The sequence below is a fragment of the Mesorhizobium sp. CNPSo 4670 genome (assembly GCF_057784235.1).
On the sequence record NZ_JBWJFQ010000015.1, the window covers coordinates 153,179 to 179,787 of the forward strand.

The 26,609-nt window shown below is 62.1% G+C and carries 26 protein-coding genes and 1 pseudogene; 16 read left to right on the forward strand and 11 right to left on the reverse strand.

All coding sequences use genetic code 11. The features are described 5' to 3' along the window. From AC0ZT5_RS23665 to AC0ZT5_RS23690, 6 genes and pseudogenes are all read left to right on the forward strand, one after another. Positions 1–423: a VOC family protein gene (locus AC0ZT5_RS23665; RefSeq protein ID WP_488498397.1), complete on the forward strand. Its 423-nt coding sequence runs from the start codon at positions 1–3 to the stop codon at positions 421–423. Further along, positions 423–553: pseudogene (locus AC0ZT5_RS23670) on the forward strand (AAA family ATPase); the annotation flags it as partial. The gene AC0ZT5_RS23665 and the pseudogene AC0ZT5_RS23670, both read left to right, overlap by 1 nt. A 39-nt stretch (positions 554–592) precedes the next feature. Next, positions 593–1,357 carry a GNAT family N-acetyltransferase gene (locus AC0ZT5_RS23675; RefSeq protein ID WP_488498398.1) on the forward strand — a complete coding sequence of 255 codons (765 nt, stop codon included), beginning with the start codon at positions 593–595 and terminating at the stop codon, positions 1,355–1,357. Then, entirely contained in the window at positions 1,344–1,865 is a 522-nt protein-coding gene (locus AC0ZT5_RS23680) for a CoA-binding protein (protein ID WP_477286219.1), read from the forward strand. The genes AC0ZT5_RS23675 and AC0ZT5_RS23680 overlap by 14 nt, the downstream gene beginning before the upstream one ends. Positions 1,866–2,011: 146 nt before the next feature. Beyond that, positions 2,012–3,292, forward strand: coding sequence for an O-acetylhomoserine aminocarboxypropyltransferase (locus tag AC0ZT5_RS23685; protein ID WP_095081250.1), 1,281 nt, complete (start codon positions 2,012–2,014; stop codon positions 3,290–3,292). Positions 3,293–3,297: 5 nt separating this feature from the next. Then, complete coding sequence (locus AC0ZT5_RS23690; protein ID WP_488498399.1) at positions 3,298–3,642, forward strand: cupin domain-containing protein; 345 nt, start codon at positions 3,298–3,300, stop codon at positions 3,640–3,642. 117 nt (positions 3,643–3,759) lie between these two features. Here AC0ZT5_RS23690 and AC0ZT5_RS23695 read toward each other — a convergent pair whose 3' ends face one another. Genes AC0ZT5_RS23695 through AC0ZT5_RS23705 form a run of 3 tightly spaced genes read right to left on the reverse strand, consistent with a single transcriptional unit; the run spans position 3,760 to position 6,792 of the window. Next, complete coding sequence (locus tag AC0ZT5_RS23695; RefSeq protein ID WP_488498400.1) at positions 3,760–4,440, reverse strand: transporter substrate-binding domain-containing protein; 681 nt, start codon at positions 4,438–4,440, stop codon at positions 3,760–3,762. 12 nt (positions 4,441–4,452) lie between these two features. Beyond that, positions 4,453–5,517, reverse strand: coding sequence for a hypothetical protein (locus tag AC0ZT5_RS23700; protein WP_488498401.1), 1,065 nt, complete (start codon positions 5,515–5,517; stop codon positions 4,453–4,455). Between the two features lie 24 nt (positions 5,518–5,541). Next, on the reverse strand, positions 5,542–6,792 hold the full coding sequence (locus AC0ZT5_RS23705; protein WP_488498422.1) for a cytochrome P450: 1,251 nt from the start codon (positions 6,790–6,792) through the stop codon (positions 5,542–5,544). Between the two features lie 103 nt (positions 6,793–6,895). On the opposite strand from AC0ZT5_RS23705, the gene AC0ZT5_RS23710 reads away from it, so the two are divergent. Continuing rightward, positions 6,896–7,999: an NAD(P)/FAD-dependent oxidoreductase gene (locus AC0ZT5_RS23710; protein ID WP_488498402.1), complete on the forward strand. Its 1,104-nt coding sequence runs from the start codon at positions 6,896–6,898 to the stop codon at positions 7,997–7,999. Positions 8,000–8,028: 29 nt separating this feature from the next. Here AC0ZT5_RS23710 and AC0ZT5_RS23715 read toward each other — a convergent pair whose 3' ends face one another. Continuing rightward, positions 8,029–9,408, reverse strand: a complete 1,380-nt coding sequence (locus AC0ZT5_RS23715; protein WP_488498403.1) for a pyridoxal phosphate-dependent decarboxylase family protein — start codon at positions 9,406–9,408, stop codon at positions 8,029–8,031. Between the two features lie 111 nt (positions 9,409–9,519). After that, complete coding sequence (locus AC0ZT5_RS23720) at positions 9,520–10,110, reverse strand: hypothetical protein (RefSeq protein ID WP_488498404.1); 591 nt, start codon at positions 10,108–10,110, stop codon at positions 9,520–9,522. A gap of 328 nt (positions 10,111–10,438) precedes the next feature. Here AC0ZT5_RS23720 and clpP point away from each other — a divergent pair, with 328 nt between their 5' ends. From clpP to AC0ZT5_RS23740, 4 genes are all read left to right on the forward strand, one after another. Then, complete coding sequence (clpP, locus tag AC0ZT5_RS23725) at positions 10,439–11,068, forward strand: ATP-dependent Clp endopeptidase proteolytic subunit ClpP (protein WP_095081259.1); 630 nt, start codon at positions 10,439–10,441, stop codon at positions 11,066–11,068. Positions 11,069–11,363: 295 nt separating this feature from the next. Beyond that, on the forward strand, positions 11,364–12,638 hold the full coding sequence (gene clpX, locus AC0ZT5_RS23730; RefSeq protein WP_023759839.1) for an ATP-dependent Clp protease ATP-binding subunit ClpX: 1,275 nt from the start codon (positions 11,364–11,366) through the stop codon (positions 12,636–12,638). Between the two features lie 306 nt (positions 12,639–12,944). After that, a complete protein-coding gene (gene lon, locus AC0ZT5_RS23735) occupies positions 12,945–15,356 on the forward strand; it encodes an endopeptidase La (RefSeq protein ID WP_184870800.1) in 2,412 nt (803 codons plus the stop codon). A gap of 302 nt (positions 15,357–15,658) precedes the next feature. Then, complete coding sequence (locus AC0ZT5_RS23740) at positions 15,659–15,931, forward strand: HU family DNA-binding protein (protein ID WP_023798342.1); 273 nt, start codon at positions 15,659–15,661, stop codon at positions 15,929–15,931. Between the two features lie 151 nt (positions 15,932–16,082). Here AC0ZT5_RS23740 and AC0ZT5_RS23745 read toward each other — a convergent pair whose 3' ends face one another. Further along, positions 16,083–17,105 (reverse strand): aldo/keto reductase, encoded by a 1,023-nt coding sequence (locus tag AC0ZT5_RS23745; RefSeq protein ID WP_488498405.1) that lies wholly within the window; start codon positions 17,103–17,105, stop codon positions 16,083–16,085. 176 nt (positions 17,106–17,281) lie between these two features. On the opposite strand from AC0ZT5_RS23745, the gene AC0ZT5_RS23750 reads away from it, so the two are divergent. Together AC0ZT5_RS23750 and AC0ZT5_RS23755 are read left to right on the forward strand one after the other, a co-directional pair. Then, the gene (locus AC0ZT5_RS23750) at positions 17,282–17,848 is read left to right on the forward strand and encodes an SIS domain-containing protein (protein ID WP_488498406.1); all 567 of its coding nucleotides are present in this window, start codon (positions 17,282–17,284) and stop codon (positions 17,846–17,848) included. Positions 17,849–17,851: 3 nt separating this feature from the next. Continuing rightward, positions 17,852–18,595 (forward strand): creatininase family protein, encoded by a 744-nt coding sequence (locus AC0ZT5_RS23755; RefSeq protein WP_488498407.1) that lies wholly within the window; start codon positions 17,852–17,854, stop codon positions 18,593–18,595. Here the strand turns inward: AC0ZT5_RS23755 and AC0ZT5_RS23760 are convergent. The 4 genes from AC0ZT5_RS23760 to AC0ZT5_RS23775 all read right to left on the reverse strand — a co-directional run bounded on the left by AC0ZT5_RS23760 (position 18,592) and on the right by AC0ZT5_RS23775 (position 22,696). After that, positions 18,592–18,888 (reverse strand): hypothetical protein, encoded by a 297-nt coding sequence (locus tag AC0ZT5_RS23760; protein WP_488498408.1) that lies wholly within the window; start codon positions 18,886–18,888, stop codon positions 18,592–18,594. The genes AC0ZT5_RS23755 and AC0ZT5_RS23760 overlap by 4 nt on opposite strands. Before the next feature lie 3 nt (positions 18,889–18,891). After that, positions 18,892–19,809, reverse strand: coding sequence for a carbohydrate ABC transporter permease (locus AC0ZT5_RS23765; protein WP_488498409.1), 918 nt, complete (start codon positions 19,807–19,809; stop codon positions 18,892–18,894). 12 nt (positions 19,810–19,821) lie between these two features. Beyond that, positions 19,822–20,943: a carbohydrate ABC transporter permease gene (locus AC0ZT5_RS23770; protein ID WP_477228802.1), complete on the reverse strand. Its 1,122-nt coding sequence runs from the start codon at positions 20,941–20,943 to the stop codon at positions 19,822–19,824. Between the two features lie 88 nt (positions 20,944–21,031). Next, complete coding sequence (locus AC0ZT5_RS23775) at positions 21,032–22,696, reverse strand: ABC transporter substrate-binding protein (protein ID WP_488498410.1); 1,665 nt, start codon at positions 22,694–22,696, stop codon at positions 21,032–21,034. A 286-nt stretch (positions 22,697–22,982) separates the two neighbouring features. Between AC0ZT5_RS23775 and AC0ZT5_RS23780 the strand changes: the two genes are divergently transcribed. Genes AC0ZT5_RS23780 through rbsK form a run of 3 tightly spaced genes read left to right on the forward strand, consistent with a single transcriptional unit; the run spans position 22,983 to position 25,458 of the window. Further along, positions 22,983–24,041, forward strand: a complete 1,059-nt coding sequence (locus AC0ZT5_RS23780) for an ABC transporter ATP-binding protein (protein WP_477286191.1) — start codon at positions 22,983–22,985, stop codon at positions 24,039–24,041. A 27-nt stretch (positions 24,042–24,068) separates the two neighbouring features. Next, entirely contained in the window at positions 24,069–24,521 is a 453-nt protein-coding gene (locus AC0ZT5_RS23785; protein ID WP_488498411.1) for an RbsD/FucU family protein, read from the forward strand. Between the two features lie 4 nt (positions 24,522–24,525). Next, a complete protein-coding gene (gene rbsK, locus AC0ZT5_RS23790; protein ID WP_488498412.1) occupies positions 24,526–25,458 on the forward strand; it encodes a ribokinase in 933 nt (310 codons plus the stop codon). Between the two features lie 95 nt (positions 25,459–25,553). Here the strand turns inward: rbsK and AC0ZT5_RS23795 are convergent. Beyond that, a partial coding sequence (locus tag AC0ZT5_RS23795; protein WP_488498413.1) for a calcium-binding protein occupies positions 25,554–26,609 on the reverse strand: 1,056 nt, incomplete at its 5' end.

A 26,609-nucleotide genomic window follows, 5' to 3' on the forward strand; every position in this document is an offset into this window, starting at 1 on the left:
ATGGAACCGCGCATCTCCATCATCACCATCGCGACCGACGATCTCGACCGCGCCGTGCGCTTCTATGAGGCGATGGGCCTCACCCGTCATGCCGGTATCACCGACGGTGTCGCCTTTTTCCAGATGGGCGGCGTCATTCTCGGCCTGTTCCCGCGCGCCAGCGCCGAGGAGGATTCCGGCATTACCTTCACCGGGGCGCCGTCCGCCGTCTATCTCGCTTACAACACACGCTCCGATGCCGAAGTCGACGAGGTTCTCGCCATGGCCGAAAAAGCCGGCGGCCGTATCGTCAAGCCGGCCGGCCGCGCCTTCTGGGGCGGCTGGTACGGATATTTCGCCGATGCCGACGGGCATGTCTGGGAAGTGGCGCACAATCCAGCCTTCCCGATCGCGGAAGACGGCACGATTTCGCTGCCCGATTGATGGCTTACCGCAAGCAGCTGACGCGGCTCAAGGCACCCTATCTCAAGCGCATCCTGCTTGACCCCGGCGCGGGGTCAAGGATTGGGAAAAATATCCCTGGAACCTGCCGCTGTTTCGCGGCCACGATTTCGCAGGCCTTTATGGAGGAAGCGCTGCGGGAGGATGATGCGTGATCGCCAATGACGACGATCTCAACTGGCGCAGCGAACAGGCGTGCCGCGAAGCCTGGCCGGCAGCGGCCGAAACCGTCGTCGACGGCTGGCTTCTCAGGCGCTCCGGTGGCCGGACCCGGCGCGCAAACTCGGTCAATCCCTTGCGTGGCAAGCGCGGTGCACCCAACAAGGTCATCGACGCCGCCGAGTCTTTCTATGTCGGCCACGACCAGACGCCGCTGTTCCGGGTGCCTGATATCGCCGATGAGCTCGAAGCCGCACTCGACCATCGCGGTTATCAGCTCGAAGGCGGAACCATCCATCTTCATGCCGGTATCGACGACCTGGCGGAGATCCGCGACGGGCGCGTCACTGTATCGCCGGTGCCCGCCGAAGACTGGCTCGCAGCGCGGTTTCGCATGGGCGCCTACGACGACATCGATCGCCGCGTCTTTCGCGAGATGACGGGGCTGATCGCCGGCGACCGGGCGTTCGTGTCCTGTGAATGCGACAGCGAAATTGCCGCCCTGGCCTATGGCGTCATCCGAAACGGGCTGCTTGTGGTGGAATCGGTTGAAACCGACGGCCGCTTCAGGCAGCAAGGCCTGGGGCGCAAGACGGTCGGCGGCCTGATCGGCTGGGCACGACGGGCAGGGGCTGACGCGGCATGCCTGCAAGTGGTGGCCGACAATGCGCCAGGCCGGGCGCTCTATGCCTCGCTTGGATTCAGCCGTGAACTTTACCGCTATCACTACCGCAGGAAGCCGCATGAACCACGATAGTTACGACAACACCTACATTGCCGGCATCCTCAATTCGGTGAAGACCATCGCCATGGTCGGCGCGTCCGCCAATGACGTGAGGCCAAGCTATTTCGTGCTGAAATATCTGCTGGCCAAGGGCTTTTCGGTGTTTCCGATCAACCCGGGCCAGGCCGGCAAGCAAATCCTCGGCCGGATGACCTATGCCAGGCTGGCCGATATTCCCGAACCGATCGACATGGTCGACATCTTTCGCGCGGCGACGGCAGTGCCGGGCATTGTCGATGAGGTGTTTCGGCTCGATCCCTTGCCGAAAGTCCTCTGGATGCAGCTTGGCGTACGCCATGACGAGACAGCCGCGCGCGCCGAGGCCGCCGGCATCAAGGTGGTGATGAACCGCTGCCCCAAGATCGAATATGGCAAGCTGTCCGGCGAGATCGGCTGGACTGGCGTCAATTCCGGCGTGCTGTCGTCTAAGAAGCCGCTGATGCGCCCTGGGTTCCAGAGTTTTGGTGTGCGCCAGAAGTAGAAGAAAAATAATTCCGAAGCGCTCTGCATTTTCTCCCGCCTCACGTGTAAATCACCTGCCGAAGGGCATTTTCTTCTTTGCATTCACGCCTGGGCTTCGCCAAGAATGCCCGGCCATTTCAAGAGTTTCAAAAAAGGGAGGTTTCGATGACCCGCACGCCCGGTTTCAACACGCTCGCCGTCCATGCCGGCGCCAAGCCTGACCCGGCCACGGGCGCCCGCGCCACGCCGATCTACCAGACGACCTCCTTTGTCTTCGATGATGCCGACCACGCCGCCTCGCTGTTCGGGCTCAAGGCCTTTGGCAACATCTACACCCGCATCATGAACCCCACCCAGGCGGTGCTGGAAGAGCGCATCGCGGCCCTCGAGGGCGGCACGGCGGCGCTTGCGGTCGCCTCCGGCCATGCCGCCCAAGTGATCGTGTTCCACAATCTGATGCAGCCGGGCGACAATTTCGTCGCCGCCAATAAGCTTTATGGTGGTTCGATCAACCAGTTCGGTCATGCCTTCAAGAATTATGGCTGGGAGGTGCGCTGGGCCGATACCAATGACATCTCGACCTTCGAGAGCCAGATCGACGACAGGACCAAGGCGATCTTCATCGAGAGCCTCGCCAATCCGGGCGGCACCTTTGTCGACATCGAGAAGATCGGCGACATCGCCCGCAAGCACGGCCTGCCGCTTATCGTCGACAACACGCTGGCCTCGCCCTACCTGATCCGCCCGATCGAGCACGGCGCCGACATCGTCGTCCATTCGCTGACCAAGTTCATCGGCGGTCACGGCAATTCGATCGGCGGCGCCATCGTCGATGGCGGTACGTTCGACTGGTCCAAGTCGGGCAAGTATCCGATGCTGTCGGAACCGCGCCCCGAATATGGCGGCCTTATCCTGCACGAAACCTTCGGCAATTTCGCTTTCGCCATTGCCGCGCGCGTGCTTGGCCTGCGCGACCTCGGTCCGGCGATCTCGCCGTTCAACGCTTTCCTGATCCTGACCGGCCTGGAAACCTTGCCGCTGCGCATGCAGCGCCACTGCGACAACGCCGTGACCGTCGCCGCCTGGCTGTCCAATCATCCCAAGGTCGCCTCGGTGAATTATCCCGGCCTGCCCTCAGACAAGAACCACGCGCTGCAGAAGAAGTACTCGCCGCAAGGCGCCGGCGCCGTGTTCACCTTCGGCCTCAAGGGCGGCTATGACGCCGGCGTCAAATTCGTCGAGGCGCTGGAACTGTTTTCGCACCTGGCCAATGTCGGCGACACCAAGTCGCTGGTCATCCACCCGGCCTCGACCACGCACCGCCAGCTTTCCGACGAGCAGAAGGTCAAGGCCGGAGCCGGTCCGGACACTGTGCGGCTTTCCATCGGCATCGAGGACGTCAACGACATCGTTGCCGACCTCGAACAGGCGCTTGCCAAGGTCTGATGATCATGACCGCGTTTCTTTCCGTCGACATCAAAAACGTCGAACCCGAATCTGCCGCGCCGGCGCCGGATCGGCTGATCTCGGGCGATCCGAAATTCCGCACCTGGAACGTCGAGGAGCGTGACGGTGGCCTCTATGCCGGCATCTGGGAATCGACCCCGGGCAAATGGCGCATCGTCTATGACGAATGGGAATTCTGCCACATCTTGTCCGGCGTTTCGGTGATCGCCGAAGAAGGCGGTGCGGCGCGCACCGTCAAGGCCGGCGACAGCTTTGTTCTCAGGCCCGGCTTCAAAGGCAGCTGGGAAGTGCTTGAAACGACCCGCAAGGAGTATGTGATCAAGCTCTAATGCATGTCGCCCAAAAGTGGCCCCGGTTTTGGGAGAACGACATGCATAAAAACAGGCATCCAGGCCGGGGTCAGACGACGCGATCGATATCGCTGTCCGAAAATCCGTATTGCGCCATCATCTGCCGGTGCCAGTCACCCCCAGCAATTCATCGAGGCAAGCATCGGTGTCCCTGAGCAGGGCGCCGTGGCCCTTGGCGATTGCGAAGGCACCGGCCGATGGCTGTTTTTCGCTGGCCGGGACCTCGACAAGGCCAAGCGGCATTTCGGGCCGCTGGGTCAGATAGCCTCGATGCGCCATCGCAACGCTGGCATAGGCGTGCACCACGCCGTTGGCGACTGCATCCGCTGCGTCGGCCTGGGTTGCAAACATCCTGATCTGCTCCGGCGCAATCCCGTTGTGCAACGCCGTGAGATGCTGGACCTGGTCGGTTATGACGCCAAGCAGCGCCGTCCGGTCCCTGGCAATGGATTGGTAGCCGCGAAAGCCGCGCGGATTGTCTTTCGCGACCAGCAACCCGTCCTGCAACGCCCAGATCGGCCGTGTGAAGTCGACAATCTCTTGGCGCTCGTCGGAGACGAACAGGCCGGTCGTCATGGTCCAGCGGCCCTCGACCAGCCCTGGCAGCAATTCAGCGAATTCGGTCTCGATCGGCCTGAAGCCCGCCAATCCGAGCTTCTCGCCGAGGCTGCGCGCAAGCTCGACGTCACAGCCTGAGACCTCGCCCGATGCACCGGTGAAGCAGAATGGCGGCTCTTCCAGGAAGGCGAATTTCAACTCGGTCATATGCTTGGTCAAACGGTCGCCATCCTATTTCGCCGGGAACTGGCTGAGGCAGGCCTCCGATGCCTTGTCGTGGAAGGTCAGGGCATTGGGGTCCTCTGCCTCGATATCGGCGTCGGAAATCTCGTTGCGATAATACTGCGCCACGAGATCGAGGCCCTGCTGGCTGATGCCCTGGGTCGGCATTTCGCGCGCAAGGCAGCCGCAAAGGCTGAGCGCTCGGTCCGGTGAGCCAATCTTGTGGTTGGTGAGGATGAAATCCTGTGCCGGACAGGCATCGAGAAAGCCATCGAAATTCAGCTTCTGCTGCGGCTGGTCGCCATGATTGAAATAGGCCGGCGGCCATTGGCTCTTGCCGCTGGCGACATCGCAGCCGGTGCCGACGTCCTCGGCGTTTTTCAGGAGCGCCTGCCAGGCAATCTCCTTCGCGCCTGTCGGATATTCGAAATTGTCGCCCAGCGATGCCGTGTACATGTCGAGATCAGGCTGCGTGAAGCCGGTTACCTGAAACCGGCTGAACCGGCATTGGCATTCAGCCATCACGCGTTCCGCTTCGCCCTCCGCCGGTTGCTCGTTGGATCTGCTTTTCTGGCAGGCCGCCATGAAGGCGGCGCCATCGAGCGACGAGGCAGGAAACGTGGAGGCGTCGATATAGCGTTTTCCGTCCCAGCCGATCATCATCTGGTTGGACTGGATGTCGAGAAAACCGTTTCGTTTGAAGGCGCTGAGCCCGATCTTGTCCTGCGGCACCAGCCTTGCACCAGGAATGTCGCCGAGAACCTCCTGGTAGCTGTCGCCTTCGAGGACGAACAGGAAGTTGCCGCAATGGATGCCGTTGCAGCCCGGCGCATAGCGATAGGCGAAGATCTCGGGAAAGCCGTCGAGGTTGAGATCGACCTCGACCGCAAAGGATGGCGGCGGGAAATCCTTGGCTCCGGTCTGCCGCTCCAGCAGGCCGGCCGCCATTTTCTGGGCGATCGCCACGCTGTTTTCCCACGGGATGTTCTCCGGCTGCTGCTGGGCGTGCGCCACACCGAGGCATGACAGCATTGCCACTGCGAACGCTGTCGCCGGCCTCGAAAACACCCTCATGTCACAGCCCCAGGCCCGCGATCGTCAAAAGCCGACGGCGAGCGTTTCCAGCCCATGGAAGTGGTAAGTGTCGCGGAAGCGCGGCGGTTCGGCAAGATGCAGCTTTGGCTGCCGGTCGAACAAGGTTTTCAGCGACACCTGCAATTCGAGCCGGGCCAGCGGCGCACCGATGCAGAAATGGATGCCGGCGCCGAAGGACACGTTCTTCTGGTCCGCCCGATCCGGCCTGAAGGCGAGCGGTTCGGCGAAGGCGCGTGGATCGTGATTGGCCATGCCAAGCAGCAACCCGATCGTCTGGCCCGGCTGTACGACGACGCCTGGCGCGACTTCGATCTCCTGATAGGCGTAGCGCGTGAACATGTGCAGTGGCGCGTCGGAGCGCAGGCACTCCTCGACTGTCGCCGCGGTCGCTTCGGGTGAGCCGAAGAAGCGACGGGGATCGCCACCTTGCGAAAGGATCGAGCGCACGGCGTTGCCGGTCTGATGCACGGTCGCTTCATGGCCGGCATTGAGCAGCAGGATCGCCGAGGACACCATCTCGTCCTCCGACAGTTTCTGGCCGTCCTCCTGCGCCGAGATCAGAAGCGACAGCAGGTCGTCACCGGGGTTCTTGCGCCGCTCGGTGACATGGCTGCGCAGGAAATCGGCAAAATCGCCTGCGGCGCGGTTGGCCGTCTCCTCGGTTTCGCGCGTGCGGCTATGCAAGTACATGGCGACCATCTGGTGCGACCAGTCGAGCAGCTGCGGCCCCATCTCGACCGGCACGCCGAGCATTTCGGCAATGATGGTGATCGGCAGCGGTGCCGCGAAGGCGGGCAAGAGGTCGACGGCTCCGTCGGGTTCGAAACGGTCGATCAACTCGTTGGCGAGCGCTTCGACGCGTGGCCGCAGCCGTTCGACCTGGCGCGAAACGAAGGCACGGTTGACCAGCGTTCTCAACCGCGTGTGCACCGGTGGCTCCAACTCCAGCATCGAATTGGCCTCGATGCCATCGAATGCCCTGAGATGGCTGCGGTCCTGGCCGATACCGCGCCTGTCTGGAATGCCGACCGGGTTCTGTCGGCCGAAGCGGCGGTCGCGCAGCAGCCGGTTGACGTCGTCGAAGCCGCCAAAGCACCAGAAGCCGAACTCTTCCCAGAAGAATGCATTCGAGGTGCCGTGCAGAAAGGCGTAGGCCTCGTAAGGATCTTGAAAAAAGGCAGGCTCGTGCGGATCGAGCCGCAGGTGGCGGATGGCTGGATCAAAGGCCAGATAAGGTGGCGTCAATTTGGTCATGCCAGACCAATAGCGCGGCTTGCCAGCCCGGTTCCAGACCGTATGTTGCGCCCGATAGCCCAATGCGTTGAGCCAGCCATATGGCTGCGGAAAGACTGACCTGATGAATGTGATCGTTGTCGGCGCGGGCATTGCCGGTCTTTCCACCGCGTGGTCGCTGGTCAAGGCCGGCCACAGCGTTTCGATCGTCGAGCAGGGACCGATCCCAAACCCGCGGGCGGCATCAGGCGACCATCACCGCATCATCCGCCGCGCCTATCGGGCCGGTACCGGCTATGGCCGGCTGATCACAGAAGCCTATCAGGCCTGGGACGAGATGTGGACCGATCTCGGCGAAAGCCACCTCGATCCCAGAGGTTTTGTCTGCATTTCGCGCGCGCCGGGCGACGAGGCCGAAGAATACCGCGAGGGCCTGGAGGAGGGGAATTTCCCTTTCGAATTGCTGGCGCCGGAGGCAGCCGCGCAACGCTGGCCGTTTCTTGAGGCTGGCTCGTTCCGCTATGCTTATTTTTCGACCGAAGGCGGCGCGCTGCACTGCCGCAAGATCGCCTCCGGCCTGGCCAAATGGCTGCGGACCAATGGCGCCAATGTCTACGAGAACAGCAAGGTCGTCGAAATCGACGAGGAAACCGGCCACATCGTGCTCGAAAGCGGCGAAACGATGCAGGCCGACCGCATCGTCGTCGCTGCCGGCGCCTGGGTGTTGAAACTTTTCCCGGAAATGGACGGCGAGCTGAAGACCTATCGAACGGCACTTGCCTATGTCGAACCGCCGGCCGACCTCAAGGCCGCCTGGCAGGCAGCACCGGTCGTCCTCGATATCGGCAGTACGGTCGACGGCTACGTGATCCCGCCTTCCGGCGGAGCCGGCATGAAATTCGGTTCCGGACTGCACAGGGTGCCGACCAGCGACGCCGACTGGAACCGGGAGCCGGTGCTGGGCGAGGGCGAGGCGATCCGCAACCTGTTTTCGCCGCCGATCGCCCGCATCGATGAGTATGAGGTGACCGAGGTCGTCACCTGCGCCTACACCTTCACCGCCGACGAGAAATTCATGGCGTACGAGAAGGGCAGATGCCTGATCGTCTCAGCCTGCTCCGGCCATGGCTACAAATTCGGTGCGGCGGTCGGCCGGCGCGTTGCCGCCGCCATTGGTGATGGCGACATCGCCGGACTGAAGCGCTGGCTGCGGGCGGAGGTGGCCTGAACCGCACCAGGTCGAAGACTTGTGGCGGCTTAGCGATTGAGCTCGTCGGCGGCGGCCATGACTTCGGACACAATCGCCCGCACATCATCTGGGGTCGTTCTATGATTGACGAAACACGCCCTCAGCGCGAAGTGACCGTTGACCGTTGCGTTCGACAGATACACCCGGCCGCGCGCGATCACGCGGCGCAGGATCGCTTCGTTGTCCTTCGAGCGGTGGCGGAAACAGACTGCGCTTAACGATACCGGCGCAAGCTGTTCCAACTCCGGCTGCGACGCGATTGTCTGTGCGAGCATCTGGGCATGGTGGAGATCGCGCGTGATGGCTTCGCGATAGGCGCGGCGTCCGTGATACTGCAGCGACATCCAGAGCTTCAGCGCCCGGAAGCGTCGAGAGAGCTCGATCGACTCCTCGAAGAACGCAAATGCTTCCGTAGGGTCATCGCTCAGTATCCTGACGTAGTCGTCGCTGTGCGAAAAAGTCGTTCGCGCGACGTCTGGGCGGCGATAGAGCAGACAGCCGCAATCGAGTGGCTGATAGAGCCATTTGTGCGCATCGAGCGACAGCGAATCCGCAGAAGACAACCCCTGGAACTTTTCCGGCACCGCCAGAGCCGCCAGTCCCCCATAGGCGCCGTCGACATGCATCCAGAGCGCTTCCCTCCGAGCGATCTCTGCAATTTCGGGGAGGGGATCGATCGCGCCGGAGACGATGGTGCCGACTGTAGCCACGATGGCGATCGGCACGTTTCCGGCCTCGCGGTCGGCAACAATAGCTGCCTGGAGGGCGTCCGGTCGCATTCTGAATTTGTCGTCGACAGCGATCAAGCGAAGGTTTTTTCTGCCGATGCCCAACAGTGCGACGGCCTTGGGAATGGACATGTGCACTTGTTCGGAAGCATAGACCACGCAAGGCCGTGCACCTGTTTCGTTGGCGGGCGACTTCGCTTCCCGCGCCATTGCCAATGCCATGAGGTTGGCCGTCGAGCCTCCGCCGCACAGGCTGCCGGCAAATCCGATGCAGCCGACAGCGTCAGCCAACCATCCGACAACCGCGCGTTCGATCGATGTCGCCGCCGGCGCCGACCGCCACGAGGTCACATTCTGATTGAGCGCCGCAGCGAGCAACTCTCCCAGCGCGCCGACCGGCTCGCCCGAGCCGACGACGTACCCGAAGAATCTGCCTGTCGAAGGTCGCACATGCTCTGAGATCGACTTGAAGTCCTGCAAGACTTCCCGACCACGACCGTTATCGAGCCAAGGTCGCGAGAAGAGTTCGGTCGTGTGTTTGCCGCTGGTCAAGGGGTACGTCCGACGTCCCTCAAGGGACGCCCAATAGCTTTTGGCGAGCCCCAGGGCTTCTTCCGCAAGATCTGATAGTTCTTGATTGGAAATTTCCAGGTCGCGCATGTTTTCAGTCCCCGCCGAAACCCCGCTGCGGCGCAGGCTACCCTCCCGGCTGCAGTCCAACAACCTCTCATCATTGGGGGCTATTTGGTGCCGCGATCGGCGTGAACGCAGCTAATCCTGGCAGTGCCTGGGAATATGCACGCGCCGCCAGCCGGATGACCCTTCGCGCACCAGCACGCGCCGCGCGACGGTCCGGTAGGAGGCAGGAACATTGATGATGCGCCTTTGCTCCGGCTGCACCAGCACCTCCTCGGCGATGCTGTCGTATTGCGCCGGGGTGACGACACGCCGTGTCCGTTCGGGCTCGATCACCACGGTCTCGGCGACACGCCCGAAGCGCGCCTTGTGCCAGATCTTGCACAGCACCTTGCGGCCATGGATGACACGCCATTCCCAGGAATAGCCGCCATCATCGACCTGGACCGTATGGTAGACGGTGCGGGTGACCGCGGGCACGATCTCGTAGGTCACTTGTGCCGGAACCGTCATCACCACGCGTTCGCGGGTGCCATAGATGGCCGGAACATAGTCGACCTGCTGGCCGGGCGGGCTGACCAGCACGTCTTCGTAGACGGTGTCGTAGACATCAGGTGTGCGGACCGGTTCATAGCATTCGACGGCGCGGCCGCCGGCCGACGTTTGCGAAATCGTGCCGAGCACGGTCAGCCCGGCAATGGCGAAGCATGCGGTTTTCCTGAACATGACACTCCCCCTGTTGAACTGCACAATGACGGTTCAACGTTGGATTGTAGGGGAAGCGGCGTCGGGTAAAAGGGGGATTTGCCGTATTTCGTTAAGCAATGCGGTTAAGAAATTGCTACGGGTGGTGATGACATCGCCGAACGATGACGACACGGGTCGATGATTCACGTGAATAACCTTGATTCGACTTACCCAGATGGCTAGGACGGGTCGGCCTTGCACAAGGATGAGCCGGCATCCTATTTACGGAATGACGATCCAGAACCGATTCTGCCCGATCTGCCAGCCTTCCCGGCGCCGGAATCCCACGCGAGATAAGAGATAACTAATGAAGAACCCCGTCGAAACCTACATGAACCTCGTTCCGATGGTGGTCGAACAGACCAATCGCGGCGAGCGGGCCTACGACATTTTCTCGCGCCTCCTCAAGGAGCGCATCATTTTCATCACCGGTCCGGTCGAGGACGGCATGGCGACGCTGGTCTGCGCGCAGCTTTTGTTCCTGGAAGCCGAGAATCCGAAGAAGGAAATCAACCTCTACATCAACTCGCCGGGCGGCGTCGTCACCTCGGGCATGGCGATCTACGACACGATGCAGTTCATCAAGCCGGCCGTCTCGACGCTCTGCATCGGCCAGGCCGCCTCGATGGGTTCGCTGCTTTTGACCGCCGGCCACAAGGACATGCGCTTCGCCACGCCGAACGCCCGCATCATGGTTCACCAGCCGTCCGGCGGCTTCCAGGGCCAGGCGTCCGACATCGAGCGCCATGCCCAGGACATCATCAAGCTGAAGCGTCGCCTCAACGAGGTCTACGTCAAACACACCGGCAAGAGCTACGAAGAGATCGAGAAGACGCTCGACCGCGACCATTTCATGACCGCCGACGAAGCCAGGGATTTCGGCCTCATCGACAAGGTCATTTCGTCGCGCGAGCCGGTCGAAGGCGCTGTGGCATAAGGGCTAGTTGGCAGTTGGATGACGGCATCACGCGCTTTTGGCGCATCTTGCGGCATTTCGGCCACAATTGGCTGTTCCCTCGGGGGCCAGGATTGCCTACGTTAAAGTTATGTTGAGTTTCGGCGGCTTAGCTTTATGCGGGGCTGTCGCGAATCATTGCCACGTTTTCTGATTTGTGTTTCGTACGGAATGCGTTGCAGGAGCCGGACACTGGCGGCGGCGGATTCCCGCGATAGATGAGAGTATGCGCCCTTTCAGCCAGACCATCGGCGGGCGGCCATGAAAGGACATGAAAATGAGCAAGGTCGGCAACAACAGCGGCGATTCCAAGAATACGCTCTACTGCTCGTTTTGCGGCAAAAGCCAGCACGAAGTGCGCAAGCTGATCGCCGGTCCGACGGTCTTCATCTGCGACGAGTGCGTCGAGCTCTGCATGGACATCATCCGCGAAGAGAACAAGACCTCGATGGTGAAGTCGCGCGAGGGCGTGCCGACACCGCAGGAGATCCTCAAGGTTCTCGACGATTACGTCATCGGCCAGCCCTACGCCAAGCGCGTGCTGTCGGTGGCGGTCCACAACCACTACAAGCGCCTCGCGCATGCCGGCAAGAACAACGATGTCGAGCTGGCCAAGTCGAACATCCTTTTGATCGGCCCGACCGGTTGCGGCAAGACGCTGCTGGCCCAGACGCTGGCCCGCATCATCGACGTGCCCTTCACCATGGCTGACGCGACGACGCTGACCGAAGCCGGTTATGTCGGCGAGGATGTCGAAAACATCATCCTCAAGCTGCTGCAGTCGGCCGACTACAATGTCGAGCGGGCGCAGCGCGGCATCGTCTACATCGACGAGATCGACAAGATTTCGCGCAAGTCCGACAATCCCTCGATCACCCGCGACGTGTCGGGCGAGGGCGTGCAGCAGGCGCTGCTGAAGATCATGGAAGGCACCGTCGCCTCCGTGCCGCCGCAGGGCGGCAGGAAGCACCCGCAGCAGGAATTCCTGCAGGTCGACACCGCCAACATCCTGTTCATATGCGGCGGCGCCTTCGCCGGGCTGGACAAGATCATATCGGATCGCGGCCGGAAGACCTCGATCGGCTTCGGCGCCATCGTCGCTTCGCCCGAGGATCGCCGCACTGGCGATGTCTTCCGCCTAGTCGAGCCCGAGGATCTCTTGAAATTCGGTCTTATCCCCGAATTTGTCGGCCGTCTGCCGGTCCTGGCGACCTTGGAGGACCTCGACGAGCCGGCGCTAATCCAGATCCTGACCGAGCCGAAGAACGCGCTGGTCAAGCAGTATCAGCGGCTGTTCGAGATGGAGAATGTCGACCTGACCTTCCACGAGAACGCCCTGTCGGCGATCGCCAAGCGCGCCATCGAGCGCAAGACCGGCGCGCGCGGCCTGCGCTCGATCATGGAAGCGATCCTGCTCGACACGATGTTCGAACTTCCCGCGCTCGAAGGCGTACGCGAAGTGGTTATTTCGGAAGAGGTGGTTACCGGCAGTGCCCGGCCGCTCTATATCTACTCCGAGCAGAAGGAAAAGAAGGGCAATGTCAGCGCCTGACATGAGCCCACAGCGGAATTTTGAAACGGCGCCGCAAGGCGCCGTTTTGCTGTCACGCAGGGTTTTGCGGCTGCGCCCGGACTGGCCGTCGCAAATCTGTCACCTGCGGGCAAGTTGGAGGAGCGGATTTGTACGGGCCCCTTGATCTTTGTGGATCGTGCATCCAACTAACGGGAGAAGGCCGAGGTGCCCGATTTCTGTGCTGTAAAACTCCCGTCATAAACGGTGGTAGGCGGAACGATCCCCGGTCGTTAATATGAGATTCGCGGTTGGCTGATTGGCGGCCGCGACATGAAAGGTTGGACAATGGCCAAAATATCCAAGGCTCCCAGCGACGGCGTCTTCGCAGTCCTCCCACTGCGCGACATCGTGGTGTTCCCGCACATGATCGTTCCGCTCTTCGTCGGGCGTGAAAAGTCGATCAAGGCGCTGGAAGAGGTGATGGGTCAGGAGAAGCAGATCCTGCTTGCCACCCAGATGAATGCCGCCGACGACGATCCCGAGCCCGATGCCATCTTCGACATCGGCACGCTCGCCAATGTGCTGCAATTGCTGAAGCTGCCCGACGGCACCGTCAAGGTTCTGGTCGAAGGCGCCTCGCGCGCGAAAATCGTTTCGTTCACCGACCGCCCCGACTTCCACGAGGCCCGCGCCACGGCGCTGGTCGAGCCGGAAGAGGAAGAGGTCGAGGTTGAGGCGCTGGCGCGCTCGGTGGTCACCGACTTCGAGAACTACGTCAAGCTGAACAAGAAGATCTCGCCAGAAGTGGTGGGTGCCGCCAGCCAGATCGACGACTATTCCAAGCTCGCCGACACGGTCGCTTCGCATCTCGCCATCAAGATTCCTGAGAAGCAGGAAATGCTGGCCACGCTCTCGGTCAAGGAACGGCTGGAAAAGGCGATGGGCTTCATGGAAGCCGAAATCTCCGTCCTGCAGGTGGAGAAGCGCATCCGTTCGCGCGTCAAGCGCCAGATGGAGAAGACACAGCGCGAATACTACCTCAACGAGCAGATGAAGGCGATCCAGAAGGAGCTCGGCGAAGGCGAGGATGGCCGCGACGAGGCTGCCGAGATCGAGGCGCGCATCAAGAAGACCAAACTTTCCAAGGAGGCCCGCGAAAAGGCGGAAGCCGAGTTGAAGAAGCTCAGGACGATGTCACCGATGTCGGCGGAATCGACCGTCGTGCGCAACTATCTCGACTGGATCCTGTCGATCCCGTGGGGCAAGAACTCCAAGGTCAAGCAGGACCTGGCTTTCGCGCAGAACGTGCTCGACACCGATCATTTCGGCCTCGACAAGGTCAAGGACCGTATCGTCGAGTACCTTGCCGTGCAAAGCCGCCAGAAGAAGCTGAAGGGGCCGATCCTGTGCCTCGTCGGCCCTCCCGGCGTCGGCAAGACCTCGCTCGGCAAGTCGATCGCCAAGGCGACCGGTCGCGAATTCATCCGCATGGCGCTCGGCGGCGTGCGTGACGAAGCCGAGATCCGTGGCCATCGGCGCACCTATATCGGCTCGATGCCCGGCAAGGTCATCCAGTCGATGAAGAAGGCGAAGAAGTCCAACCCGCTCTTCCTGCTCGACGAGATCGACAAGATGGGCCAGGACTTCCGTGGCGATCCGTCGTCGGCGCTGCTCGAGGTGCTCGATCCGGAACAGAACTCGACGTTCATGGACCATTACCTCGAGGTCGAATACGACCTGTCGAGCGTGATGTTCGTGACGACGGCGAACACGCTGAACATCCCTGCGCCCTTGATGGACCGCATGGAGATCATCCGTATCGCCGGCTACACCGAGGACGAGAAGATCGAGATCGCCAAGCGGCACCTGATGCCGAAGGTGGTGCGCGACCATGCCCTGCAGCCGAAGGAGTTCTCCGTCGGCGAGGACGCGATCCGCGCCATCATCCAGACCTACACCCGTGAAGCGGGCGTCAGAAGTCTGGAGCGCGAGCTGATGAAGCTCGGGCGCAAGGCGGTGACCGAGATCCTGAAGACGAAGAAGAAGACGGTCAACATCACGGCGGCGAACCTCGCCGACTATCTCGGTGTTCCGCGCTTCCGCTTCGGCCAGGTCGAGGCTGACGATCAGGTCGGTGTCGTTACCGGGCTTGCCTGGACGGAAGTCGGCGGCGAGCTGCTGACGGTCGAAGGCGTCATGATGCCCGGCAAGGGCCGCATGACGGTGACCGGCAACCTGCGCGACGTGATGAAGGAATCGATTTCAGCGGCGGCCTCCTATGTCCGTTCGCGCGCCATCGATTTCGGCATCGAGCCGCCACTGTTCGACAAGCGCGACATCCACGTGCACGTGCCGGAAGGTGCGACGCCCAAGGATGGACCGTCGGCCGGCGTGGCGATGGCGACCGCGATCATCTCCGTCTTGACCGGCATTCCGATCAAGGCCGATGTGGCGATGACCGGCGAGATCACGCTGCGCGGCAGGGTGCTGCCGATCGGCGGCCTCAAGGAGAAGCTGCTTGCCGCATTGCGCGGCGGCATCAAGAAGGTGCTGATCCCGGAAGACAACGCCAAGGACCTGGCGGAGATTCCGGACAACGTGAAGAACGGTATGGAGATCATCCCGGTCTCGCGGGTCGGTGAGGTGTTGCGCCACGCGCTGGTGCGTATGCCGGAGCCGATCGAGTGGGTCGAACCTGTCAATCCGCCGGCGACGACCGACACCGCGGACGATGCCGGCAAGACGCTTGCACATTAGAGCGGCGGCGCGCGTCCACCTGGACGCGCAAAGGACGCTCTGACACTCGAGACTTGCGCATGGTCCTTTCCGAAAACCGGCTACGGTTTTCGGGGCCATGCGTAAGTTTTCGCTAAGGTTGCAGTGCACAAACAGAGAGCCGGGCTTCGCGCCCGGCTCTTTCATGTGAAAAACCCCGGAATTCCGGGCTTTTTCCGCTTTTTCTTGGGCATTTCGACTTGGTTGCGGGAACGCTTCTTTCTAAAGTCCGTTTCCTGCCGGATGAGTCGTAGGTTCCGGTGTTCTCATGGAAGGGAATTTTTATGAACAAGAACGAACTGGTGTCCGCTGTCGCCGACGCCGCGAGCATTTCGAAGGGTGACGCACAGTCGGCGGTCGACGCGGTGTTTTCCGTGATCACCGGCGAACTGAAGAAGGGCGGCGATGTCCGGCTTGTCGGCTTTGGCAATTTCACAGTGTCAAAGCGTGCGGCTTCGACAGGCCGCAACCCGCAGACAGGCGCCGAAGTCCAGATCCCGGCGCGTACCGTGCCGAAGTTCTCGGCCGGCAAGGGCCTCAAGGACGCGGTCAACTAAGCGACTTTTTCTTTTCAGAGACCTGAAAAGCCGGGCTAGCCCGGCTTTTCATTTTCGTGGCCTACACAGGTACGTGCGACCAGAAAAGCCGGGCTTGCCCGGCTTTTCTTTTTTGTGCCCGAGGATGTGCGTCGCGCGCGCCCGAACCAAACTATGCGGTCGGCGCCTCGGCGCGCATCAGGCCTTCCTGCTTGAGGTCGGCCCAGAGCGCCGCCGGCAGTTTCGCATCGAGCAACGAACGGTTGCTCTCGACTTCGCTCGGCCGCTGGCCACCGGGGATCACCGAAACCACCGAAGGGTGCTGCAGCGGGAATTGCAGGGCAGCCTCGATCAGCCGCACGCCGTGGCGCTTGCAGACCGCGTCGATGCGGGCAACGCGCTCCATGATGTCCTGTGGCGCCTCGGAGTAGTTGTAATACGCGCCGGGCTTCGGTCCGGTTGCCAGTATGCCGGAATTGTAGGGTCCGCCCAGAACGATGCCGATGCTGCGCGCCTGGCAGAGCGGCAGGAAGGACGCCAGCGCCTCCTGTTCGAGCAGCGTATAGCGCCCGGCAAGCAGGAACAGGTCGAAATCGCCACGCTCGGCCAGCGTCTGGGCAACCTGCCACTCATTGATGCCGCCGCCGAACGCCTTGATCACGCCCTGGTCGCGGAGGGACAGCAGCCCGTAATAGCCCGAGCGCATGAACTCCTCGATGCGCCGGTCGGACGCTTCCTTGCTGCCATGGGTGAAGATGTCGACATCATGCACGAAGAGGATGTCGATACGGTCGACGCCGAGGCGCTCGAGCGAGGCTTCGAACGAACGCATGACGCCGTCATAGCTGTAGTCGTAAACCTCGCGGCGCGACGGCGTGTCGAAGAACTTGCCGATGCCGGTGCGCTGTTCCGGCGGGCAGGCGCGCATGATGCGACCGACCTTGCTCGACAGCACATAGTCATCGCGCTTCTTCGAGCGCAGGAACGGATTGAGCCGCGTTTCCGACAGGCCGAGCCCGTAGAGCGGCGCGGTGTCGTAATAGCGGCAGCCGGTCGCCCAGGCGGCCTCCAGCGTGGCGTTGGCGTCTTCGTCCGAGACGGCACGGTAGAGATTGCCGAGCGGCGCGGTGCCGAAGCCGAGCTCGGTAAAAGCGATGCCGCCATTGCCGATGCGGTCGAAGTGCCGTGTCTTCATATTCTGCTGTCTGCCTCACTTGATTTGTCTGACATGACACTATCATGCCTGTGGCTCGGCAAAAGCGTCGCGGATCGTTGGACACGCATTTTCGCGGTTGCTAGCATGAGCGAAATCAAGCTGTTCGTCGAAGCAAGAGCGACAATCCCCGGGATGATTTCGATGCCAGGTTCGCCGTGACCGACAACAGCGAAAATCCGTTCAGGACCGCGCTTGGCGAACTCGCCAGCGTGCTGGCACGCGTCGACGGCAGCCGCATCGACGCCGCCTGCAAGATGCTGGCGGGAGCCAGACAAATCGTCGTCTATGGCTGCGGGCGCGAGGCCTTGCAGGTCAAGGGCTTTGCCATGCGGCTCTATCATCTCGGCCTGCCGGTCTCGGTGGTCGGCGACATGAACACGCCACCCTTGGGGCCCGGCGATGTCTTCCTGGCCAGTTCAGGGCCGGGAGAAACCTCGACCGTGCTCACCCTGATGCAGGTCGCGCACGGTGCCGGCGCAACGAACCTGCTGCTGACTGCTCAGGCCGAAAGCAGTGCGGCAAGACAAGCCGATTTCACGCTGCTTATTCCCGCGCAGACCATGGCCAACGATCAGGGGACCCAGAAAACGTCGGTGCTGCCGATGGGCTCGGTGTTCGAAGGGGCGCTGTTCCTGCTGTTCGAGGTGATGGTGCTGAAGCTTAGGGAATTGATCGGCGCGTCACCGGAAGCGATGCGTGCCCGCCACACCAACATGGAATAGATCATGCGCTACGAACTGATGCTGCCGCACCAGATCCGCAAGGCGATCGCCGAGAACTGGCCGGTCGCGTTGCCGCTCGGCGTGCTCGAATACCATGGCGAGCACATGGCCGTCGGCATGGATACACTGGCCGTCATCAAGACGCTGGAGCTGTTCGAGAAGGAGCGCGACATCGTCATCCTGCCGCCCTTCTACTATGGCGCGGCAAGCTACGCCGTGGCGGCGCCGGAAGGCAGCGGCTCGGTGCAGGTCGGCGGCAACGCGCTGGCGCCGTTCGGCGAAGAACTGTTCTACAGTCTGCTGCGCATCGGCTTTCGCAACATCCACGCCATCATCCATCATCAGACCGAGAATTTCGCTGCCGGCATGCCGACCGATCTCGCCTTCAAGACCGCCGGCCGGCAGGCGATCTTCCGCTTCCTCGAAAGGGAACGCGGCGAGGGCTGGTGGGGCTCGGAGGCGATGGCCAACTATTATGCCCAGCACGCCGAGGGCGGTAATTTCTTCAACTGGGTGCAGGTGCATCCGCTGATGTCGGCGGCCATGAACGGCAAGTACCCGTTCGACCACGCCGGCATCGGCGAGACCTCGCTGATGCTGGCGCTATGCCCGGAAGCTGTCGATGCCAGTCACTTCGAAGACAACAAGAGCTGGTACACCGCGACCGCCAAGGACGCTTCGGCCGAGCTCGGGCAAAAGGGCGTCGCCATGATCATGGACCACTTGCGCACGATCCTGAGGGGCTAACCGCTGATTTTTCGCCGCTCCGCCCGGTACTCGGCGATCGACTTGTCCGGATCGCTCTTGGTCGCGACGGCCCAGATGAAGGTGCCGCCGCCGGCAATGGCGATGCCGAGCGGAAATGTCTTGGTGTCGAGCACGATCAGCCGCATCGACAGGCCGCCTCCCACCATCGCCACCACGAAGCCGGCGATGACCGCGCGACCCTGCCAGGCGATCGGCATGACGCCCTTGCCGTAGCGGTCGTAGCCCTTGTGGCCAACGCGGATGTTGCGCGCGAACCAGTATTTGGCGCCCATCGCCTATTTCACCGCTCCCGCGGTCATGCCCATGATCAGATAGCGTTCGAGCGCGATGCCGATGACGGCCAATGGCGCAATTGCCGCAGTGGCTAGCGCTGCCATCGACCACCAGTTGATGCCTTGCGAGCCGGTCTGGCTCGCCACCATGACCGGAATTGTCTTGGCGTCGGTCGAGGTCAGCAGCGCAGCGAAGAAATACTCGTTCCAGCACAGCACCATCGCCAGGATGAAGGCGGCGACCATGCCCGGCAGCGCGATCGGCATGACGATGCGGAAGAAAGCCCCCCAGATCGACAGCCCGTCGACGAGCGCTGCTTCCTCGAGCTCGACCGGTATGGAATTGAACTGGTCGCGCATGATCCAGATGACGATCGGCAGCACCATCAGCGTGTAGAGCAGGATCAGTCCGATGCGCGTGTCGAGCAGTCCGACCTCCCGGTAGAGCACCAGGAACGGCAAAGCCAGCACCACCGGCGGCAGGATCAGCTGCGACAGGAAGAAGAACGAGATGTCCTCGTTCTTGAACCAGGCGAAGTGGTAGCGATAGCGGGTAAGCCCGTAGGCGGCGAGACTGCCGATGATGATGGCGAGGCTCGACGCGCCGACCGAGGTGATCACCGAGTTCATGAAGCGCTTGAAGAACTCATCGCGCACCGTCGAGGTCTGGAAGATCGAATCCGGCGACAGGCCGAGAGAACGCCAGCCCTTCCAGTCCGGTTGGAAGTCGACGAACGGGATCAGGTGGCCCTGAGTGACGTCGACCGCCGATTTGAACGAGGTGGTTATCGTCCAGTAGATCGGAAACAGGCAGATGAAGGCCCAGAACACCAGCGCGCCATAGATGAAGACGCGGCTGGTGATGAAGCTCGCCGGCGAGCGGATTTCGGAAACGGTGTACTCGGTGGTTTGAACGCTCATGATCCCGGCCGCTCAGTTGACGTTGCGCACGAAGCGGTTGGCGAATTTCAGCAGCCAGGTCACGAACACGACGATGATGATGAGATAGACCATCGCCAGCATGGTGCCGTAGCCGACATTCGAGCGGTCGCGATATTCGCGGTAGATGAAGCTCGATACCGAATCGGTGGCGCCGCCCGGGCCGCCCGACGTCACCGTGATGATGATGTCGGCAAGCTTCAGCTTGAAGATGATGCGCAGGATCACCGCCGTCACCGACACCGGCAGCATCAGCGGGAAGGTGACTTGCCAGAAGGTCTGCCACGCATTCGCGCCGTCGACCCGTGCCGCTTCCAGTATCTCACGCGACATTGCCTGCAGGCCGGCGAGCAGCATGATCATCATAAACGGGATGAAGGTCCAGGCATCCAGCACCATGATCGAGATACGGGCGATGATCGGGTCGCTGAAGAAGGCCGGGTTTTCCCAGCCGAGATAGCGCGCCAATGTTGCCGCCGGCCCGAAGCGGTATTCCATCAGGGACTTGCCGACCATCCACGACACCGCGACCGGCGACAGCATCAGCGGCATCAGGAAGACGACACGGAAGAATTTGCGGGCGCGGATCTGCGCGTTGAGCAACAGCGCCAGGCCAAAGGCAATGACATACTCGACCAGCACGGCGAGCACATAAAGCACCATGTTGAACAACGCGTTGCGGTAGTAGGGATCGCCCAGCATCTGCCAGAAATTGGCGAGCCCATTGAACTTGCGGCCGCTGAAGGAACTGAGGTTCCAGTCGGTCAGCGCGATATAGAAACCGAACAGCGTCGGGAAGATCACCATGGCGATGGTGAACAGCAGCGCCGGCAGCAGGAACAGAGCACGCTGGCCGTCCTCGCCGCGTGTCAGCACCTGGCCGATACCGAGCGCCACGCCCCACAGAACATAGGCATAGACGACAGGGCGCCACGTCTCGAAGCCGATGGTATCGGCTTCGGTCTTGTACAGGATCTCCAGCACGATCACCGCCAGCAGGCCAAGCGTCGCAACAGCCATCAGCGCCCAACCGAGGCGTTTTCGGCCGGGCGAAATCAGATCGGAAGGGTCGGCATCTGCCGGCCACTGGTTCGCGGTCGAAGTCGGGTCAGTCACAAATCTCGCCCGTTTGAAGGCTCATCGAGGAGCCGGAGCCGGTCTGCTGTGGCCCGGCGTTGCCGCCGGACCACGGTTTCATAATAGCCTACATGCCGAGCGAAGCCTTGTAGAGCTTGACCTGCTTTTCGCGGCCGATCTGGTCGGTCAGCTTCTCCCAGGCCGCTGCGATGGCGTCTGCGCCTTCCTGCGCCTTCATCTTGCCGGCGAAGGTGTTGGCCAAAATATCCTCGGCGGCGCTGTAGTACTGGAAGATGCCGGGGATGCGCGGCTCGATCGCCGCGTTCGGATGGTTGTACGAATCGCCTTCCGACTTCAGGTACGAGGTGATGAAGGCCTCGTCGTAGCCTGCCGCCACCCATTCCGGGATGTCGAAGTGGGAGTTGCGATAGGGCTGGAAGCCCGACGGATACATCGCCGTCCAGATCGACAGGTCCTTGCCGCCGAGATGGGCGGCGGCGGACCATGCCGCCTTCTTCTTCTTCTCGTCGGCATCGACGCGGGCCATGACATAGACGCCCCAGCCGAGATAGGCGCAGTTGGGCGAGTAGTTCGGCCCGCTGGCGAGCTTTTCCCACTTGCCAGTCTTGGAATTGTAGACGTCGTCGGAGCCGGGCAGGATCGAGAAGCCGGTGACGTCGCCGATGACCGAGGAATCATTGGTCTTGACGTTGGAGCCGATGTCGCCCCACCAGGGGATCATCGAACCGGTGCCGGCCAGGAACTGCTGGAAGCCGGTGGTGTTCGGGTCGGCGTTGATCTGGTCCGCCGGTTCGTTCGGCAGCGCGTCGATGACGTCCTGGATTGCCCGCACCCAGGCCGGGTTGTTGATTCGCGGCTTCATCGTATCGGCGTCGAACAGCCAGGCCTTGTCATCGGGATGCTTGGCGTAGGCGGTGGCGCGGCTGCCGAGGAAGTAGAAGCCGAAACCGCCCCACGGCTTGGGCGCGTCGAGATAGCCATAGACGTCCTGGCCCTTGAACTTCTTGCCCTTGAGGAACTTGGTGACCGCCTGGACCTGTTGCCAAGTCTTCGGCACGCCCCACTCGCCTTCACCGCCGCCATCTTTCCAGGCCTTGGCGAGGTCGGCATCGGCGAACACGTCGGTGCGGTAGTTGAAATTGTGCGTGTCGCCGTCAATGGTCACGCGATACTGCTTGCCATCCCAGGTGCCGACGGGAGGCTTGAGATAGTTGACCAGATCGTCGAAATCGATCTGCTTCTTGACCCAGTCGGGCATCTCGGACGTGAGACCCTTGCCGCAGACATCGCCTTCGAACGGCGCGCCCATCTCGATGATGTCGAAGTCGACGGTGCCGGTGGCGATCGATTGCTGCAGGCGGGCGTTGTAGTCGGCCTGCGCCAGATCGATCCAGCTGATCTTGGCGCCGGTATAGGCTTCCCATGGCTTCAGGAAGCCGCGGAACAGCACATTGTGCAGGTTCTGGTTGTTGAGACCCATGAAGGTCAGCTCGACACCGGCGAATTCGCCTTCCTTGACGTTGGCCTTGGTCGCCTCGAGGCAGAGTTCACCGACCTTCTGGAAGTCGGCGTCGGTCGGCTGACCTTTGCCAACGCCGGGGATCTGCAGGATTTTGGAGCGCAGTTCGCTTGCGGCGGAAGCGGGCCGGGTGAAGGCGCCGAGCCCGGCGCCGGATGCGGCCGCGATCGCAGCCATGCTGGCCGCGCCCTTCAAGATGTCGCGTCTTGTGGCACCGGCACGCACCAGTTTTTCGTAAAGACCTGTTCTCATCGACTATTCCTCCCAGAAATTAGTGTGAATGGATGGGCCATTCTGTCGGACGCTGGAGCGCCAGCGATACGCCCGGCTCGGAAACGAATTAGCAGGACCCCACCCTGCGTCGATTGAAGCTCCGATTGCGGATCTGGTTCCGACTTTGGACCAGCACTCGTCACTATTCTCACAACCAAACGCCGTGTCAACGAGGGCAGGTTTTTATCTATAAGAGACTGACTTGCCCTGACCGATTGCGTTGGTTAGCTTCTGCGCCTACGGCAGTGGAGCCGATGGGGGAGATATGGCGCAAGTCGCAATCAGCAAGGTGGCCAAGGCGTTTGGAACCGTCAAGGTTCTGCACGAAGTCAGCGTCGATATCGCCGACGGACAGTTCGTGGTCCTGGTTGGTCCTTCGGGTTGCGGCAAGTCCACGCTGCTCAGGATGGTGGCCGGGCTGGAGACCGTCTCCGGGGGAACGATCGCCATCGGCGACCGCATCGTCAATCATTTGCCGCCGGCCAAGCGCGACATCGCCATGGTGTTCCAGAACTACGCGCTCTATCCGCACAAGACGGTCGAGCAGAACATGGCCTTTGCCCTCAAGCTGCGGAAAACCGATCCGGCCGTGGTCGCCGAGCGGGTCAAGCGCGCCGCCGACATCCTCGACCTCAATCCCTACCTGAAGCGCTATCCCCGGCAGCTCTCAGGCGGCCAGCGCCAGCGCGTGGCAATGGGCCGCGCCATCGTGCGCAATCCGCAGGTGTTCCTGTTCGACGAGCCGCTGTCCAACCTCGACGCCAAGCTGCGCGTGCAGATGCGCACCGAGATCAAGGAATTGCACCAGCGGCTGAAGACCACAACCATCTACGTCACCCACGACCAGATCGAGGCCATGACCATGGCCGACAAGATCGTCGTCATGCGCGACGGCCGCATCGAGCAGGTCGGCGCGCCGCTGGAACTGTTCGACCGGCCGGCCAATCTTTTCGTCGCCGGCTTCATCGGCTCGCCTTCGATGAACCTGCTCAAGGGCACCATGCGCAAGGGCGGCAAGGCCGGCGTCGAGATATCAGGCTCACTGTTCCCGGTTGCATCGGACAATGCCGCGCAGGACGGGCAGGCCGTCGTCTACGGAGTGCGGCCGGAACACCTCGAGATCCACCCCGACGGCGTGCCGGCGAGGATTTCGGTCGTCGAGCCGACCGGCTCGGAAACGCTGGTGTTCCTGCGCTTCGGCGACGGCGAGATGGTGGCGCTGTTTCGCGAACGCCACGACTTCAAGCCCGGCGACATGCTCACCCTGAAGCCACGGCTCGACCAGATCCATCTTTTCGACGCCGAGACCGGCAAGCGTCTCTGATCTCAAACCGACTTCACGAGGAATACCATGCTCAAAGGGATCGATCCGTTGCTCAATGCCGATGTGCTGCAGGCATTGCGGGCGATGGGCCATGGCGATGATTTGATCATCGCCGACACCAATTTTCCGGCCGATTCGGTGGCGCGCCAGACGGCGCTCGGCCGCCTGCTGCGCATCGATGCGCCGGCAGCCGACGTGGCCAAGGCCGTGCTGTCGCTCTACCCGCTGGATACGTTCGTCGACGATGCCGCGGCGCGCATGGAGATCGTTGGCAAGCCCGACGAGATCCCGCCCGTGCAGAAGGAAGTGCAGAAGGAAATCGACAAGGCCGAAGGCAAATCATGGCCGATGATCGCGGTCGAGCGCTACGCTTTCTACGAGCGCGCCAAGCAGGCCTATTGCGTCATCCAGACCGGTGAGCGCCGCTTCTATGGCTGCTTCGCCTTCCGCAAGGGCGTTGTGCCGCCGGATGCGGAGTAGCGGCATGGCCTCGGGCAAGCCTGTCGTCATCCTTGGTGTGTTCGTCGCCGACACCGCCTACCGCGCCGATCGCCAGCCACGCATGGGCGAGACGATCCTCGGCAACTCGTTCAAACTGGGGCCGGGCGGCAAGGGCTCGAACCAGGCGGTTGCCGCCGGCAAGCTCGGCGCCGACGTCACCTTCCTCACCCGCCTCGGCGTCGATCCCTTCGCCGACATGGCGAGGCAGACCTGGGCCGGAGCAGGCGTCAAGGATGCCGTGATCGACACGCCGGAAAGCTACACCGGCGCTGCCTACATCTTCGTCGAGGAGACGACCGGCAACAACGCCATCATCGTAAGTCCCGGCGCGGCGATGCTGATTTCGCCGGCCGATATCGACGCCAATGCCAGGCTGATCAGCAGCGCCGGCGTCTTCGTCACCCAGCTCGAACAGCCGATCGAGGCCGCGCTGCGGGCGCTGGAAATAGCGCGCGGGGCAGGCGTGACGACCATCCTCAACCCGGCCCCGGCTGCAAAACTTCCCGACCGCATCTACACGCTGTGCGACTATCTCACGCCCAACGAGACGGAGACCGAGGAATTGACCGGGATGAAGGTCTCCTCGATCGATGAGGCGCGCACCGCCGCCGCAAGCCTGATCGAAAAGGGCGTCGGCACGGTCATCGTCACGCTTGGTGACAAGGGCGCGCTTCTGCACTCGAAGAACCGCTCCGAGCACGTTCCCGCCGTCAGTGCGGGGCCGGTTGTCGAGACCACGGGGGCGGGTGACGCCTTCAACGGTGGCCTCGCCGCCGCGCTGTCGCGAGGTGTCGACCCGCTGCAGGCGGTGCGTTTCGCCTGCGCCGTCGCCGGCATTTCCGTCACGCGGCCCGGCACCGCGCCGTCCATGCCGACGCTGCAGGAGGTCGAGGCGCTGCTGGCGCAGGCGACCTGATAGCCTGTGTTGGCGACCGTCAGGTTCATTTTTGTCCGGTGACGATCATTCACAGCCGAGATCATTTGGCTGTGCGAGCGTGAAAATCTATCTGGCTAAATCACCACGAAATCGGCGTTGGTGAGCGCCAGGTTTGCGGCCAGCGTGGCGATATGGGTCGAGCCGCCCGCCGCACTGCCGTTGCTATCATAGTAGAGCCAGCCGGTATCGGTCTCGTAGATGATGTGGTCGTTGCCGTCGGCGGCAAGGCCAGTTGTGTTCTTGACGAACTGGTCGGCGGTCAGCGTGCCGTTGCCGCCAAGCGCTGCAAAGATCGCATTGTCGACGTGGATGGTGTCTTCGACCACAGAGAAGTCGGTGATGTGGTCGACATTGGTCGACGCGTTGAGCGCCGTGGTGAAGACGAAACTGTCGTTGCCGGTACTGCCGGACAGCGTGTCATTGCCGAGGAGGCCGTTGATGACGTTGTTGCCGGAATTGCCGGTGATGATGTTGGCGGTCGAGTTGCCGGTGCCGTTGATCGAGGCCGCACTGCGCAGTGCCAGGTTCTCGAGCTCCTGTCCCGACAGGTTGAACGAGACGAAGGCCTGGACATTGTCAGTGCCCTCGCCGTTGAGCTCGACGACATGGTCTCCGGCATTGTCGACATAGTAGGTGTCGTTGCCGATACCGCCTTGCATGGTGTCGGCGCCCGCCTTGCCGTCCAGCGTGTCGTTGCCGCCCAGGCCGGCGAGCGTGTTGACGCCCGAATTGCCGTTCATCGCGTTGGCCAGGCTGTTGCCGGTGGCGTTGATCGAGGCGGCACCGAGCAGCGTCACGTTCTCTATATTGCCCGTGAAGTGGTTGCCATCACTGAGGTTGATCGAGATGTAGCTGTTGACGGTATCGGTGCCGTTGGCGCCGGCGGTGCTTTCACTGACGATATCGCCGGCATTGTCGACGAAGTAGGTGTCGTCGCCCTGCGCTCCGCTCATCGTGTCGGCGCCGCCTTTGCCGTCCAGCAAATTGTCGCCGGAATTGCCGGTCAGCACGTTGGCCAGGCTGTTACCGGTGGCGTCGATGGAGGCCGCACTGCGCAGTGCGACGTTCTCGATGTTGCCCGTGAAGTGGTTGCCATCGCCGAGGTTGATCGAGATATAGCCGTTGACGGT